Origin of the sequence: Mucilaginibacter sp. OK268 (assembly GCF_900103125.1) — a bacterium.
Taxonomy (GTDB): Bacteria; Bacteroidota; Bacteroidia; order Sphingobacteriales; family Sphingobacteriaceae; genus Mucilaginibacter.
In genome coordinates this window covers 31,278-47,009 of the sequence record NZ_FNJV01000013.1, presented here as the reverse complement: position 1 = coordinate 47,009, position 15,732 = coordinate 31,278, and the positions used below count along the sequence as shown (strand labels likewise).

The window sequence follows — 15,732 nt, the reverse complement described above, 5'->3', positions numbered from 1 at the left end:
TTATTTTCCTTTGATATATTGAATTTGTATGGCCGACTGATTTAAGCGACTTACCGTTTCGAGGTAGGCAAGCCTGGTTTGTATAGCTGCTGATGTATTCTGGATATATTCGATATAACCTATCTCTCCCAGATTGAAGGATACCTGCGCTATTCTTAACTGTTCATCGGCTTGCTTTAATCCGCCGGAAGTATAATATTCTACCGCCTGTCTGAATTTTTGATATTGCTGTAGCTCTTGTTCATATTGGGTGCGGAGCTGCTGGCGGGTTTGGTGATAATTGATCTCGGCTACCTGGGTCGCTATTTTTTCGGAACGGATCCGTGCCGTGTAAGCCTTGCTGAAAACAGGCACAGCAATACCCACCTGGAAACCACCGATTCGCGTACCCGGCGAATAGCTCCGGTTGATATTGGCCGGATTAAACCCCGCGATGAGCAACTGTTGGTTATATCCCAAAGTAAAATCGGGCATGAGCCGCGATTTTTCGACTGCTACCTTTGCTCGGGCCACTTCAATTTGCTGAAGGCCCAGGCCTACCTGTGGGTTATCGGCTACATTGGCCGTATCAGAGCGGAGATCAAGCAGTATGGGCAAAGCGCTTTCGCTCACAACTACCGGTTCAGCCATATTCAATAATTGCTGTAATGCCAACTCATTACTGCGTAGGTCGGCTTGTGTGCCTATCCGGAGGGCTTGAATTTCCTGATACTTATTACGGGCACTGATCACTTCCAGCGCGGATGTTTCGCCTGTTTTTCGTCGTACCTCCGCTTTTTTTACAAAGCCGGAGTAAATGCTATCCTGATGGTCCAAAACCCTTAGCATTTCCCGGTTCAGAAGGTAAGCATACCAGGCGCCGCGTACCTGCCTGATGATATCAGCCTTCGTGACCGCACCCGAACTTTCGACCAACCGGGTTTGCTGATCCAATAATTTTCGCTGGTTTTTATAAAAGCCCGGCCAGGCAATGTTTTGGCTTATGCCGATGCTGTTATCAATATTGCCGCCGCTGGTAGGATCCTGGGTAAGCAGAAATTCGGTCTTAGGCAGATCGGCTGATGATTTTTGTAAAGCCCGGGCCTGATCAACGGATAATCCTGCAGAACGTACCCTCAGATTTTGATTTAGTGCTTTGGCTATCGCGCTATCCAGCGTTAATGGTGGATTGCTTTGCGCATTTGCCTTAGGTGCACCGATTATAGCCAGTATGCCTGTAATTAAAATAGCAGCGACAGCCTTGGGCAATTTTATTTTGCTTACCTCTTTTCTATTAAACAGCAGGTAAAGGCAAGGCAATACAAACAGGGTTAAAAATGTGGCGGTAACCAGGCCACCTATTACCACGGTAGCCAGTGGTTTTTGCACTTCGGCACCAGCGCTTGATGACAGGGCCATAGGCAGGAAACCCAGCGAGGCCACAGAGGCGGTCATAAGTACCGGGCGCAATCTTGTTTTGGTGCCTTCCAGTACACGGTCATAAATATTGCTCATGCCCTCTTCTTTCAGTTGATTGAAATAGCCGATGAGCACAATACCATTAAGCACGGCCACCCCAAACAGGGCAATAAATCCCACCCCTGCCGAGATGCTAAAAGGCATACCGCGAAGCAATAAAGCAGCTATGCCACCCATGGAGGCCAATGGAACGGCCGTGAAAATGAGCAGGCTTTCCTTAACCGAGCGAAATGTGACATACAGCAATACCAGTATAAACAGCAATGCCGCAGGCACCGCTATGCCCAGCCGGCTTTTTGCCGCTTGCAGGTTCTGAAACTGCCCGCCATAGGTCATATAATAACCACCGGGTAGTTTTATCCGGCCAGCCAGTTTATTTTGAATCTCCGTTACGGTTGATTCCACATCGCGGCCCTCCACATTAAAACCTACGTAGATGCGGCGCCTGCCATCCTCACGGGAGATCTGGGCAGGAGCATCTTTGATACTGATATCGGCTACCTGGTTCAGCGGTACTTTATTACCCGATGGGAGTGGGATCAGCAGATTTTCCACATTGGCAATGTTTTCGCGCAGGTTGCGGTCCATGCGTACCACCATATCAAAACGCTTCTCACCTTCAAATACCACACCTGCCACATTACCGGCAAAGGCTGTTTTTAGGATTAGATTCACGTCGCTGATATTTAAGCCATACTGGGCCATCCTATCACGGTTATAGGATACCTGTATCTGCGGCAAGCCGATCACTTTTTCGATATAAGGCTCGGTTACACCTTTTACCGTTGAGATCTCCTTCGCTATTTTACCGGCCTCATCAGCCAAAACATCCAAATCTTCCCCATATATCTTAATGGCTACGTCCTGCCTGATGCCCGTCATCAGCTCATTAAAACGCATTTGCATGGGTTGTGAAATAGAGGCGTGGATGCCGGGGAGCTCTTCCAACACGGCTTCCATTTTTGCGGACATTTCCTCCCTGGTCGCAGCGCTTTTCCATTCGGACTTTGGTTTCATCGCCAGCATCATATCTGCCCGTTCAATAGGCATAGGATCGGTTGGTATCTCGGAACTGCCGATCCGGGTAACCGCCTGTTTGATTTCCGGGAAACGGTCCTTCAATAATTTCTCCGCTTTCCCGAAGGTCTTGACCACTTCAGAAAGGGAGGTGCCCTGCATCATGGAGATCTCTACAGTGAGGTCGCCCTCTTCAAGAGTAGGGATAAACTCACCGCCCATGCGGCTGAATGCCCATATCGAGATGCCAAATAATATAAAAACTACTGCTATGGTCAGCATCTTCATCTTTAACACAACTATCAGCGCCCGCTGATAGATTCGCTGTAAGAAATTGATGATATGATCGGAAATATTGGTTTTATGTACTGTTTTCTTACTCAGGAACAGGGCGCTGGCCATGGGTACATAAGTGAGCGATAGGATAAAAGCGCCCAAAATAGCAAAGGCCACAGTTTGAGCCATCGGCCGGAACATTTTACCTTCAATACCAATGAGCGACAGTAGGGGAAGATAAACGATGAGGATAATGATCTGCCCAAAAGCGGCAGATTTCATGAGCTTGCCGGCGCTGTTTTGTACCTCGGTATCCATTTGTTCGGTACTCAGCTTTTCGATAGCATTCTTCTGATATTGGCCGCTGGTAATATGATGTACCACGCTTTCTACAATAATCACCGCGCCGTCTACAATAAGTCCGAAGTCGATAGCGCCTAAACTCATCAGGTTGCCCGAAACGCCAAACAATCGCATCATTAAAAACGCGAACAGCATAGCCAGCGGAATAACAGAAGCTACCACCAAACCTGCCCTGAAATTGCCCAACAGGAGCACCAATACAAAAATAACGATCAGCGCACCTTCCAGCAGGTTTCGTTTTACGGTGCCGATTGCCCGGTCTACCAGTTCGGTACGGTCAATAAAAGGCTCAATAGTCACGCCTTCGGGTAGCGATTTTTTGATCTGCACCATCCGCTCTTTTACGTTTTTGATCACCTGGCTAAAGTTTTCGCCTTTCAGCATCAGGGTTACACCGGCCACTACTTCGCCCTGGCCATTCCGGGTTACCGCGCCATAGCGGGTGGCACTGCCAAACTGCACCATGGCAATATCCCGTATCAAAACGGGCGAACCTTTTACATTTTTAACAACAATTTTTTTGATGTCATCCAGGGATTTCACCTGCCCCAGGCCACGGATAAAGTAAGCGTTGTTGAGCTGTTCGATGTAAGAGCCACCTGTGTTTTCATTGTTTTTTTGAAGGGCGGTATAAACATCGGGAATGGTAAGCCCCAGTGAGTTAAGTTTATCATTATCCAGTGCCACTTCGTATTGTTTAACAAAGCCGCCCCAACCGCTTACTTCGGCAACGCCTACAGTACCGGCTAATTGTGTACGTACCAACCAATCCTGGATGGTGCGGAGATCGGTAGCAGTATACTTTTGCTCGTAGCCTTTTTGGGGATGGATCACATACTGGTAAATTTCCCCAAGCCCGGTTGTTATCGGCGCCAGCATAGGCTGACCAAGGTCGGTGGGGATATTGCTTTCAGCTTCTTTTAATTGAGCCGTTACCTGTTGTCGTGCCCAGTATATATCAATATTGTCTTTAAAAACTAGGGTTATAACGGATATTCCCGAACGAGAGATAGACCGTTTTTCGACTATCCCGGCAATATTTGCCATAGATAGTTCAATGGGAGCGGTAATAAATTGCTCTACTTCCTGTGCGCCCAGATTGGGTGCCTGCGTAATGATCTGTACCTGGTTATTGGTAATATCGGGTTGCGCGTCGACTGGTAAATTGACAGCGGAATAGATCCCGGCAATCACCAGCAGCAGCGTCATGATCCCAATAGTTACCTTGTTCCGGATAGAGAACGCGATAATATGATCAAACATGAAATTTTATTAAATTAATGCGACAATCCATGCCTCGTCATGCGTGATGACGGGCAAAAAAATTAAAAGGAAATTCGTATTAACTTAATCGCGGCGGCTGCCAGATAGCGATGTCCTGCTCAGATAAAGCAGGAATGATCAGATCGGGATATGGAATAAAAGTATTTTGTTGAAATGATAGAGCTTGTACTTCGAGAAGTATGTCTCTAACACTTGAACAGCAGGAGCAAGAACAAAGAGGAGTACAAGCCTCGCGGGAGCAAGCTTCGTTGCCATCATGCGCCTGCCTGATGGTTAGGTGCGATTGAGCCAATACAGCATCATCCCTGTCCTGGCACGGCATTACCGAGAGGAGGGAAATGTATAAGCTTATGATGATGGCCAAATATTTCATCGGTGACAAAGTTAGATTATTTATGCTAAAAACTCAATGGATATTATTGGAGGTTAAGAAAGAGAGTAGGTTCAAAAAGGTTTGCTTCATTAAAAAAGGCTTTACGAAATCGTAAAGCCTTTTTTGTTATTGTGGAGAATATTGGAAATTGAGTTAATGATGATCTCTTAACTGTCAATTTTTATAATCCTGTTCACTAAAAGCCATATCTTAACCCAACCTGGAATTGGTAAGGATTGCCGCTTAAAGAAGATACACCGGCATTGGTATTTACGGCATAAGCATATTGTTTGTTTACAGCGTCGAAGCTTTTAATGGTGTAAATTGAAGTTGTAGTAAGATTATGGTTTACACCCCAATTCTTATCTAATAAGTTACTAACGTTAAACAGATCGACAGATATCTCCACGTATTGTTTCTTGAAAAACGCTATTCTTTTGATAAGTCTCAGGTCGATCACCCCGTAAAATGGATTAACACCACCGTTGCGTTCCGCAATTTTACCAAAGCTATTTTTAATGTAGTCCTTCATCCCTTTTTCAACTTTGGGGTTATTCAATATCGCATTGATGCCATCTTTTAAATATTGCGGGGTAGATGCGGAGTTGGGGTCATAAATGTAGGCCAGATCATTGCTTGCCACAAAGTCGCCATTAACGTTGCCGTTTACAACCAATGAATACCGGGTACCGCTGATGCCGGAGAATCGTAAACCAGCGCTAAAACCATGAAATGTTGGCGAGCTGCCATAAAACACAATCTTATTCCTGAACTGATTATCCGAATAATTCATAGTGCTCAAATTACGCGGGTCATCTTTTACGTATTGTACCAGCGTCGCTGTGTTCGCCACGTTTCCGTTGTAAGAGGTATTGTCTTTGGTTTGGTTCCAGGTATAGGAGAAAGATACTTCACCTTGTTTATAATACCTGTAATCGGCGTCAATAACAAATGCCATTTGATTTACCTTGCCTACACTTTCAAGTTCCAGCACCCGGCCCACTGCTGTAGTTTTTCTACCCTGTGTCCAATCTGCCGAACCGTTAGTCGGGTTAATGGTATTCGCCGGAACATATACTCCGCGGTTATCCTCAGCCGCGATCCGGAAATAAGGCTGATCCACGATATTCTTGTCCAGATAAGTGTAGTTGTTGCGCCCTAAGCTTACATAGGCACTCGCGGTAACGCGAAAGTTTTGTGCGAAGAAGTGGGAGTATGATGCATTAGCTTTATATACCGTTGGTACCTTGGCATCCTTACCGTTCATATTAATGGTTGCCAGCTTAGGTATCGCTGGGTTGTTCAGTAGGTCCTGGCCAGGTGCACTATTGGGATCTTTGCGGTAAGCTGGAAAGTTTGGCGTAGGTACCTGGCTGCCCGTAAGATCAACACTTAAGATATGCGAACCATCAAACAGCATGTTATTAATCATGGAGTAGGGGTTGAGCGCAGAACCTAAAATACCGCCACCAAGCCTGATGATATCCTTCCCGTTTTGACCTAAATCCCAGGTAGCCTGTATCCTGGGTTGTACTTGCAGGGTAGCAAGCTTATTTGAAGTATTTAATCCTAAAGTGTTATAAACTACCTGGTTAAAGTTTGCCTTGTCCAGGTAATCAGTATAATCTACACGGATACCAGCCGTCAGGTCAAATCCTGGGAATAATGAGGTTTGAACCTGTGCATACAAGTTTGGCGCAAGAATGTTGAATTTGATATTATGATCTGGTGAAACATAAATATCTCTTGCATAACGGTATGGGGTAAGGTTGTTAAAATTAGTCAGCCCCGTAAAGTAAAAACGTCCGTTTGTTTCGCTACCATAGATGGAATTCTGGTTGGTAAAAGATAAACCACCACCAAAGGTAAAGTTATATTTGCCCTTGGTCCAGTATACATTATCGGTAAGCTGCGCTACATTATTATTGAAATAATCGCCGCCATAACGTTGCCCGCCTAATTGTATGGCAGTTGAATAAGTTGACCCATCAGCAGCTGTGGAAGAAATATTCTGTACAATGGCGCGTGGAATATTGTCTGCAGGCAATTGGCTGTTAGCAAACATTTTGTTGTATTCCCAATAATGCTGTATTTTAAGTTCGTTGGTTAGCGTAGGGCTTAATATACTACGTAACGACGCCATCACACTGTTATTGATACTTTTTCGGGTACTGTAAACCTCATAGATATTAATGGCTGTATTATCACCATCCGATTGGTTATCCAGATCGTAAATAAAGTTATCACGGATTGTAAATAAATTTTTAGAGTTGATCTGCCAATCGATCCGGGCGAAACCCGCATGGGTGTTTTTAAATTTATCAAACTGGCCAAATTGTGGGGAATTAGCAACACCATATTTGCTCCTTGCTATGGATAAAAAGTTATCCAACGTGGCCTGGGTTACATTGTTTCGTTTTTCATCGTCTGCAGATTGTATGTTGGCAATGTACAATGGCCGGGAGTCGGCCTGGTGATCCCAGGCAATAAAGAACTGTGCTTTATCCTTAACGATAGGGCCGCCAAGCGAAAATCCATATTGATAAGTAGAAAAGGCCTGGTTTCGTTTTAATCCGTTTAATCCGTAAGGGCTTGAAAGCCAGTTTGCACGGGCATAAGTGAACGCGCTTCCGGAAAGTACGTTGGTACCTGATTTTGTTACCGTACTGATGGTTCCCCCGCCAGCGTTACCATAGGTTACATCGTAGGCATTGGTAACCACCTGGAATTCCCGCACGGCTTCCAGCGATATAGAATAGGCACCGGTTGGCTGGCCGCCTGAAATAGTTCCGCGCGCGGCCATCCCATCAATGGTATAATTGGTTGCTGATCCCAGCTGACCATTCAGGCTGCTGCCAGAACTAAGTGGCGACAAATCTGCCAGTGTTGTAAAATTACGCCCGTTTACCGGTAGCTTTGCAATATCCTTAGCGGTAACAGCTGTGGAAGAGCCTATATTTTCAATCTTGTTGCGTGACGTAGCTGATTTAATTTCAACTACATTTAGCTCCTGAACTTTGTCTTCCATCACAAACGAAACCTGGAGCAAATCGCCCTGGTTAAGTGAAAAGCCGGTTTGTTGTTGTGTAGCCATACCTACAACTGCTACGGTAATGCTGTAGGGTGTACCCAATGGAAGTTCTTTTAAAAGAAACGTCCCTTTTGAAGTTGATTTGGCTTTAATGGTAAAGCCTGTTGATTCATTTTTTACGGTTATGGTTGCATCGGGTAAGGGGGTACCGCCAGGACCTGATATTTTACCGGAAATACCGGCCAAATTTGTTTGTGCCATACCTGCCGTGACAAACAGGAAGCAGGCTACACCCAGAAGGCATATTTTTTTCAGAATACTTTTGTATAAGATTAACATTTCATGAGTTTTAGTTAATCGCAAAAGTGTTTGTATTATATTAACAAGGTGTTTGAGGAATATTAACCTTATAACATTTTTGTTACATAGTTGCCAAATCATTACTATAGTCTGGTGGCAACATTAAAACTCTTAAAATTTAGCTATCATTATTAACTATTTCGCATCAAAAGCATCATCCTTTAATTTATACAGGCTTTGATTGTACAGGATGGCATGAGCTACTTCAGGTTACTTGTTTTAGGGGGCAAGGTGTTCGTGTTTTTGCTTAAAAAAAATCAGTCTTTTAGAACTTAATCTAAAAGACTGATTATCAAGTGGAGAATATCGGAGTCGAACCGATGACCTTCCCGAATATCATTCGGGACGCTCTATCCAGCAATTAATATTTCAATATATTTTCTGCTTTTCTTTCTCTTGATCTCCGTTTCCCGGCCTATTGCTGCGGCACGGGTAGGATAGGTTTCCTGATGCTTCAATACCCAATCGCTGGCTTTCTTGGTTGATTTTGAGCCAGAATTATTATGTCTGAAGAGCCTGTTTTGTAAATCTTCTGTGTGACCAACATAATATTGATCTAAAGCTGACGAATAAAGAATATAGACATAGAATTCCATAAAAAAAGCCCACTTTGGAGTGGGCCTGTGTGGTGGAGAATATCGGAGTCGAACCGATGACCTTCCCGAATATCATTCGGGACGCTCTATCCAGCAATTAATATTTCAATATATTTTCTGCTTTTCTTTCTCTTGATCTCCGTTTCCCGGCCTATTGCTGCGGCACGGGTAGGATAGGTTTCCTGATGCTTCAATACCCAATCGCTGGCTTTCTTGGTTGATTTTGAGCCAGAATTATTATGTCTGAAGAGCCTGTTTTGTAAATTTTCTGTGTGACCAACATAATATTTCTAAAGCTGACGAATAAAGAATATAGACATAGAATTCCATAAAAAAAAGCCCACTTTGGAGTGGGCCTGTGTGGTGGAGAATATCGGAGTCGAACCGATGACCTCTTGCATGCCATCCGAATATGGACAAACTTAAAATGGTTTAAAATAGTTATAAATATCATTGATAATCAGTATTTTATGATATTTATATGACCTGTTGACTATTGTTTTTTTGCTCATTATAACTATCTTTGTTTTATCAATGGTTTATCACAAGACTTTAGATAAACTATAGCATGACGGTTTGCATGCCAGGATAATATAAATTTTTAATAGCTATGGAAATAGCAATTAAGTCCATTCTTTGGACCTATAGAGAAATATTAGAGACTGAAAAAAATTATGTAATTGGCGAACATGAAGTAAGGATCCGGTTAAGTCAAAACCGGGACTCCAAATACTTATCAACCGGCTATAGCAGCTCAGTTGACAATTGGGATGCTGCCCAAGGACTTCCCAAGATGAGCCATCCTCATTATGTGGCATTGATAACTCGAATAAAGAAATTTCTCGATGATATCAATTACGAAATAAAATCAGCAGAAAAGGCTGGCCGCTTAATTACTCATGTCGAAATTAAAGCCCGGTTAAATAATCAGCTTAAACAATCGGTCGTTGTTGGTAAGCCCAGTAAAATTTTGGCTTATATCAAGTATTTAATCGACTATTATGATTCCGTTGATAACCCCGGCTATGCAAATGTGTTCTATAATAATAGGCTGACTGTAAAAAAGCTTTTGAAAGACAAGGATAAGATGTTCGTCGCCTTTACAAAGGCGGATCATGAAGCTTATGCAAAACAAATAGCAGGAACTTCGGAATCAACGCAAAGCCATTATCTACGGACATATTATAGAATATGGAATCTTGCCATAAAAGATGGATTGGCAATGCAGGACCATCATCCTAAAAACGTCATTAATTTTAAGGCTTATAAGCGCATCCGGACGAAGAAACGTTCTATCAAATCTGATTTTTGGGAACGGATTATGAAACTTAGACTGGCGAAAGGCACAAGGATATACCGTTCTCATTTATTGATGCAATTCATGTACTATTCGAGAGGTATGAACTTCAATGATATGCTTAAGTTGAAGAAAGAGCAATTTGTCAATGATGGGATTCAATATAAACGTTCAAAAAACAAAAGGAAGTATGATTTTGAATTACACCCTAAAGCAGTTGATGTCATTAAAATATTTGAAATATTTTTTGAGCAATCAGACGCCGGGTTTATTTTCCCTTTCCTTATGGCGGAACACGACACGGCACGAAAAATTGACGCAAGGATTGATTCAGCTTTAAAAGATTTCAATGAGGATTCGCAAGCAATGGCAGAAGCTGTTGGTTGGAAAAAGAAATTTACCTCCAATGCATTAAGACATGGTTTTGCCAGTCATTTGAATGAAAAAAACGTTGATATCAAAATCATTCAGGATGCACTAGGCCATGAGACACAATCCCAGACAAAAGTCTACCTGGATGACATTGACGATAGTATTATTGCCAACGCAATAAAGGAAGCCTTAAAATAATTTTAAGGCTGGTTGACAGGGTTGTGAGCTGTCGGTTACGTACAAACCTTGTCTATTATTTGCTCCTGGGTTTACTTAGGGGCAAATAATAGATTTATGGAAATTTTTATCAAACCAGTCCTCTGGACTTATAGAAGAATTACAAAAGGAAGGAAAAACCTCGTTGAGGGAGAATATGGCGTCAGGATAAGAATGACACAAGCCCGGGCTAATACCTACATTTCAATTAGTTTTAGCAGTTCACTCAAAGAATGGGATAATAAAAATAATTATCCGCGATTAACACATCCAAAATATAAGGAACTTGCTGTCAGGATTGATAAAATTATAGATGATATTCAGTTTGAAATAAAGTTGGCAGAAAGGGCCGGCAGATACTTGACCCCTAAGCAAATCAAAGCAGCAGTTACGGATAGCGGCCAAAGCTTTACAAAGGTCAATAAGCCCAATAAGATCCTGGCTTATATTCAAACGATCGTTGATCAATACGAAGAATCAGAGAATCATGGGTATGCGGATATCTTCCGGAACTGCAAGGTTAGTATTCAGAAATTGCTCAACAATAAGGATTGCATGTTCGTAGAATTTACCAAAGCACATCATGAAGCCTATGAACGACATCTCTCAAAGAAATCCGAGTCTACTAAAAGTATTTATCTGAGGACGCTTTACCGGGTTTGGAACCTTGCTATTGCGGACGAGATCGTAACCAAAGAGTACCATCCCAAAAAATACATAAAATTTAAGGTCTATAAAAGGATTCGCACCAAGAAGCGATCTATCAAATCCAGTTATTTCCAAAGCATATTAAAACTAAGTTTTCCGGAAGACAGCCGGGAATACAGATCACATCTGTTATTACAGTTTATGTATTATGCCAGAGGTATCAATTTCAATGATATGTTAAAACTGAAATCCGGCAACATTCAAAACAACGGCCTGATCTATAAACGTTCAAAAAACAAAAGGGATTATAACTTTGAAATGCATCCCAAAGCGATCAAGATCGTAAATACATTTCTAACCTACCCTGTTCAATCTGATGCAGGATATATCTTTCCATTTATCTTCCAAACACATGATACCGCAAGAAAGATCCATACCCGTATTAAATCAGCCTTAAAAGATTTTAATGAAGATGCCAAAGTTATCGCCAATACTGTCGGATGGGAGATCCAGTTCACTTCAAATTCTCTAAGGCACGGTTTTGCAAGTCATCTAAATGAAGCGAACGTCGGCATCAGGATTATTCAGGAGGCTTTAGGGCATGAAACCCAATTACAGACTCAAACGTATCTCGACGATATAGATGGTAGCGTTGTTACCGAAGCAATAAATAAAGCATTATTGTAAATGCTATTTTAACCATCAATAGCTTTGCGGAAGAGGAGAAACAATCGGTATGATAAATTTCAATCGGTTTCCTCTTCCGTTAGAAAGAGCTCCTGGCCAACATATTTTTTCTTTAGTGGCTTCATGTCTCTGCTGACCTTGGTATCGGTTATGCGTGCATATAATTGGGTCGTATTAATACTTTTATGCCCAAGCATTTGTCCTACAGTTTCAATCGGAACCCCGTTGGTAAGTGTTACGGTAGTTGCAAAAGTGTGACGGGCGCAATGAAAAGTCAGCCGTTTTGTCCAGCCCATCATGCTGGTTATATCTTTGAGGTAGGCATTAGCCTTTTGATTACTTATTTTAGGCAGGATAAAATCTTCATCCAGAATTCGCGGATAATCTTTATAGTGTTCAACAAGACGCAACGCCGGGCTCAATAGGGGAACTCTTACACGATTGTTATTTTTCGTCCTGTAGGTCTGAATCCAAAGTCCGCCATCCTCGCCTTTTAATATATCGGCCCTTTTTAGCTTAACCGTATCGGCATAGGAAAGACCAGTGTAGCAACTAAAAAGAAATAAATCCCTTACAACATTCAGCCGTCTCTTCCTGAACCGCCTTTTTGCAAGCTCATTAAGTTCATTGCTGGTCAGATATTCCCGATGCACTTCTTCATGCCTTACCCGATAGGCGATGAATGGATCACGTTTTACCCATCCAATCTCATACGCTATTTTTATAACAGTCCTTAATTTTTTGACCATCTGTATAGCCGTATTAATCTTAACGCCGTAGTCCGTTTTAAGGTAGTACTCGAAATCACGTACAAACCGATAATCTATCTCGTCCAAACGAATATCGTCGGCTTTATTTTTCATAGCGACATACTTTTTAATAACCCTATAAACCATCTTGTATTTGGCAAGTGTTCCGGGAGTATAATCCTTCCCCAGTAGCCCAGCTATTTGATTTGTATGATAGCTCCACGCCTCTGACAGCATTTTTGGCGGATCAATTTCCTCGCCCTGCATCAGCTTACGAATATGTACTGCCTGAAATGGCTTTCCCGAAGTGTAGAGTTCAAGCCTGCAGGAATAAGCTCTTGTGTAGAGCACATCCAGCCAGGCATTGGTAATACGGGCCTCCTCTTTATTTCCCCTGATCCGTTTAGTCTGACTGTTCCATTCTTCACGCAGGCACCTCTTTCCGGTTGACCATTCCTCGCGCTGTCCATTAATGTTCAGCCGAATGTAGATGTGCAATAAAGTATTCAGCTTATTTTTGGGTGCCTTCAGAAGAAAAAGCACACTGAATGTCTGCGACTGCGCAGGCGTTATAACTTCTTTTTCGGGCTTTTTTTTTCAGCCCCGGAAAGCATTTTGTCAATATCCTCTGCCTTATAAAAGAAGATCTTACCGACTTTATTATGGCTTATGGTTCCGGCGACCCGCATATTCTGCAAAGTTCCGGCAGATATATTTAAAAGCTTTCGCACGTCTTTACTCCTAAGCCACTTTTGCTGTTGCAGAGTTTGCGCTTCCTTGAGCGGTTTTAAGATTTCGAACAGCTCATTTTTGAAATTCTCAAGGTCCTTTTTGGTCAATAAATCGTCTGGGGTCACATTCAAATGTTTAGAAAAACTGGACAAATGTAACGAAAAATAGGACATAAAAAATGAAATTGTTTAGACTTCCCAAACATCTGTACATTAAACTCATAAAATAATCCAGAAAAACGTTATTCATGACAGAGTTCGGCCTTTATCTTGCAAAAAAATCCGTTAATAAAGCGGAGATTTCCCGTAAGACAGGAATAGGCAAATCAAGATTAAGCGAACTATCCATGAATCCCTCGGCAAGGTTAAGAGCAGACGAGCTATATTTGATCGCCCTGGCAATTGATTCAGACCCGGCCGAAATTTTAAGCCACTTATTTAAGGGGCTAAAGCTCAAGGAATAATCTGATAAGAATATGTTAGGTCGGTATTAAAGCGAAAGTGGTATTTCTGCCACTGTATTAATTTAGATTTTTGATTTCTTCCAAAATTTTTCGAACGAGAAATGGGATTTCTCCTTTTAACATTTCTTCATAAACGACCTTTTGCGCGTTAAATGTGTCAATTGCGACACATAGATCGTCTGACACTTGATAATCGTTTGAATAGTTTTTTATCAGGAAATCATGAAGAATCTCACAAAACATTCCCAGTTCATCTTTTTTGAAGCCACGAATTTGTGGTACTAACCAAATTGCGCCTATTTCGGTTTTTCCATTTCGTTCGTGAGAAAACAATAAGCTAGGATTTAGGTACAAAGGGAAATCATCTACGGCAAAAACCTTATGAACCTTTTGAACTGTAACGAATTTTGATATTTTGATTGGTCTAATGTCGTCGAAATTGAAGTCTTTGAAGTTATTTAGAATATCGATATTTTGTTGAAACATTGACCTTACCTTTTTGTCTTCCGTACTTTCTCGTTTATTGGTAAGCTCTTCAATTTTAATTTCGTAAAAATCATTTTTATAATGTTTAAAAACATTATAAATACAACTTGTACTAGTCACCCAATAATTTCCTCCTTTTGAGTCTTCATCGTTCTTGGCCTTTTCTTTAGCTACTCTATTTTTTAGTTTGTACGCGAATCTCTTCTTTGCGTTGTCATTGGATTTCCGTCTAAAATCAACTAACTCTTTAATAGCTATTTTTTGCATTGCTTTGATATGAAATTATCTGTTTCTCAATATGTTTACTATAGCTTTAATGAACAGTTCAAAGAATCTATCATCTTTCGATAGGTAAGCAAGACATTATCGAATAGGTGTAAATTATTGCAAGTTTCATCTCTTAAAAAATGCACTAAATTGCTTATTCCAGCCTTCAATGTTATTATGAACGATCCTTTTTAGAAAGGCTGGATTGGCTTTTGCGTTTTGTTTATTCAATTCAGCTCCCGTCTTAAAAAGAGAATGTCGAAAAATGAATGTAGCATTGCCTGTCTTGAGGTTTTCGAAAATGACCAGGTCATCTTTCGTATATTCAAACATCAGGTATTCATCAAAGCCACCTAAGCCTATCGTTACGTCGGAAGGTTCCATTTCTTTCAGCATGGCGAAACGATAACTATTACCCTGGAATGATCCTTCCCGGTCATGATCTACGAATTCCTTATCCACCAGCTCTAACTTTTGCGCCACGGTCAAATTACCTGACGACAACATCTTCTTGTGTTCAATCTTGGTAACCGGCACGATCGGTTCAAAAATATTATCGTAGATCATAAAATATGCGCCTAAAGCTATCGCCATATTCATAGCAGCGCCCGCTTTCATATAAAGGGCAGGATCATCCTTCATTTTGAAGGCCGGGAAATGAAGTATAACCTCCTTTTGTGGGGTTTCAGCTTTTTCAAGCGCTAAATGATACTGATGTAAAAGTTCCTTTTCCCAAATATGGAATTCCCTGTTATAATCTATTTCTTTTTCAAAACGCTTACTATAATAGTGAATGTGTTTCCAAATACTCTCTTTGCTCTCTGGCTGTTTCCGCACATATTTCCCTTTTGTGTTTTCCCTGAGCGAGCTCTTCTTACCGGTAACTGTCAGTGTTGTTGTATGTCCATTGATTAGGTCAAAAAGCCCGGGGTGGCTTTTACCTAGTTCAGTCAACGAACGCACACCGAAACCAATGTAAAAGGTTTTGCCTTCATCTACTACTCCTTTAAGGTACTTGCTGGGATTCAAAACACGATTCATAGCCTATTATTATGTT

General features: G+C 41.7%; 11 protein-coding genes and 1 pseudogene. 3 read left to right on the top strand and 9 right to left on the bottom strand.

Annotated features, from left to right (window positions below; translation table 11 throughout):
• The 5 genes and pseudogenes from BLR84_RS27720 to BLR84_RS30640 all read right to left on the bottom strand — a co-directional run.
• The gene (locus tag BLR84_RS27720) at positions 1–4,377 is read right to left on the bottom strand and encodes a CusA/CzcA family heavy metal efflux RND transporter (RefSeq protein ID WP_090473512.1); all 4,377 of its coding nucleotides are present in this window, start codon (positions 4,375–4,377) and stop codon (positions 1–3) included.
• A gap of 79 nt (positions 4,378–4,456) precedes the next feature.
• A complete protein-coding gene (locus BLR84_RS29825; protein ID WP_143014012.1) occupies positions 4,457–4,771 on the bottom strand; it encodes a DUF6660 family protein in 315 nt (104 codons plus the stop codon).
• A gap of 196 nt (positions 4,772–4,967) precedes the next feature.
• Positions 4,968–8,141, bottom strand: coding sequence for a TonB-dependent receptor (locus tag BLR84_RS27715; protein WP_090473511.1), 3,174 nt, complete (start codon positions 8,139–8,141; stop codon positions 4,968–4,970).
• A gap of 371 nt (positions 8,142–8,512) precedes the next feature.
• On the bottom strand, positions 8,513–8,758 hold the full coding sequence (locus BLR84_RS27710; protein ID WP_090473510.1) for a GIY-YIG nuclease family protein: 246 nt from the start codon (positions 8,756–8,758) through the stop codon (positions 8,513–8,515).
• A gap of 86 nt (positions 8,759–8,844) precedes the next feature.
• A pseudogene (locus BLR84_RS30640) lies at positions 8,845–9,033 on the bottom strand (GIY-YIG nuclease family protein); the annotation flags it as partial.
• A 335-nt stretch (positions 9,034–9,368) separates the two neighbouring features.
• On the opposite strand from BLR84_RS30640, the gene BLR84_RS27695 reads away from it, so the two are divergent.
• Together BLR84_RS27695 and BLR84_RS27690 are read left to right on the top strand one after the other, a co-directional pair.
• Entirely contained in the window at positions 9,369–10,625 is a 1,257-nt protein-coding gene (locus BLR84_RS27695; RefSeq protein WP_090473509.1) for a tyrosine-type recombinase/integrase, read from the top strand.
• A gap of 96 nt (positions 10,626–10,721) precedes the next feature.
• Positions 10,722–11,978 carry a site-specific integrase gene (locus BLR84_RS27690; protein ID WP_090473508.1) on the top strand — a complete coding sequence of 419 codons (1,257 nt, stop codon included), beginning with the start codon at positions 10,722–10,724 and terminating at the stop codon, positions 11,976–11,978.
• A gap of 59 nt (positions 11,979–12,037) precedes the next feature.
• Here BLR84_RS27690 and BLR84_RS27685 read toward each other — a convergent pair whose 3' ends face one another.
• Entirely contained in the window at positions 12,038–13,270 is a 1,233-nt protein-coding gene (locus BLR84_RS27685) for a site-specific integrase (protein WP_090473507.1), read from the bottom strand.
• 26 nt (positions 13,271–13,296) lie between these two features.
• Positions 13,297–13,584: a helix-turn-helix domain-containing protein gene (locus tag BLR84_RS27680; protein ID WP_090473615.1), complete on the bottom strand. Its 288-nt coding sequence runs from the start codon at positions 13,582–13,584 to the stop codon at positions 13,297–13,299.
• 122 nt (positions 13,585–13,706) lie between these two features.
• Here BLR84_RS27680 and BLR84_RS27675 point away from each other — a divergent pair, with 122 nt between their 5' ends.
• Positions 13,707–13,922 carry a helix-turn-helix domain-containing protein gene (locus BLR84_RS27675; protein ID WP_090473506.1) on the top strand — a complete coding sequence of 72 codons (216 nt, stop codon included), beginning with the start codon at positions 13,707–13,709 and terminating at the stop codon, positions 13,920–13,922.
• A gap of 57 nt (positions 13,923–13,979) precedes the next feature.
• Here the strand turns inward: BLR84_RS27675 and BLR84_RS27670 are convergent, their stop codons facing one another.
• Together BLR84_RS27670 and BLR84_RS27665 are read right to left on the bottom strand one after the other, a co-directional pair.
• Positions 13,980–14,675, bottom strand: coding sequence for a hypothetical protein (locus tag BLR84_RS27670; protein ID WP_090473505.1), 696 nt, complete (start codon positions 14,673–14,675; stop codon positions 13,980–13,982).
• A gap of 126 nt (positions 14,676–14,801) precedes the next feature.
• A complete protein-coding gene (locus BLR84_RS27665; RefSeq protein WP_090473504.1) occupies positions 14,802–15,716 on the bottom strand; it encodes a hypothetical protein in 915 nt (304 codons plus the stop codon).
• Positions 15,717–15,732 lie beyond the last annotated feature (16 nt).

Excerpts from the sequence above, each read along its gene's own strand:
- BLR84_RS27710 (WP_090473510.1), bottom strand. The coding sequence starts at position 8,758 with ATGGAATTCTATGTCTATATTCTTTATTCGTCAGCTTTAGATCAATAT.
- BLR84_RS27695 (WP_090473509.1), top strand. The coding sequence starts at position 9,369 with ATGGAAATAGCAATTAAGTCCATTCTTTGGACCTATAGAGAAATATTA.
- BLR84_RS27665 (WP_090473504.1), bottom strand. The coding sequence starts at position 15,716 with ATGAATCGTGTTTTGAATCCCAGCAAGTACCTTAAAGGAGTAGTAGAT.
- BLR84_RS27690 (WP_090473508.1), top strand. The coding sequence starts at position 10,722 with ATGGAAATTTTTATCAAACCAGTCCTCTGGACTTATAGAAGAATTACA.
- BLR84_RS29825 (WP_143014012.1), bottom strand. The coding sequence starts at position 4,771 with ATGAAATATTTGGCCATCATCATAAGCTTATACATTTCCCTCCTCTCG.
- BLR84_RS27675 (WP_090473506.1), top strand. The coding sequence starts at position 13,707 with ATGACAGAGTTCGGCCTTTATCTTGCAAAAAAATCCGTTAATAAAGCG.
- BLR84_RS27715 (WP_090473511.1), bottom strand. The coding sequence starts at position 8,141 with ATGTTAATCTTATACAAAAGTATTCTGAAAAAAATATGCCTTCTGGGT.
- BLR84_RS27670 (WP_090473505.1), bottom strand. The coding sequence starts at position 14,675 with ATGCAAAAAATAGCTATTAAAGAGTTAGTTGATTTTAGACGGAAATCC.
- BLR84_RS27720 (WP_090473512.1), bottom strand. The coding sequence starts at position 4,377 with ATGTTTGATCATATTATCGCGTTCTCTATCCGGAACAAGGTAACTATT.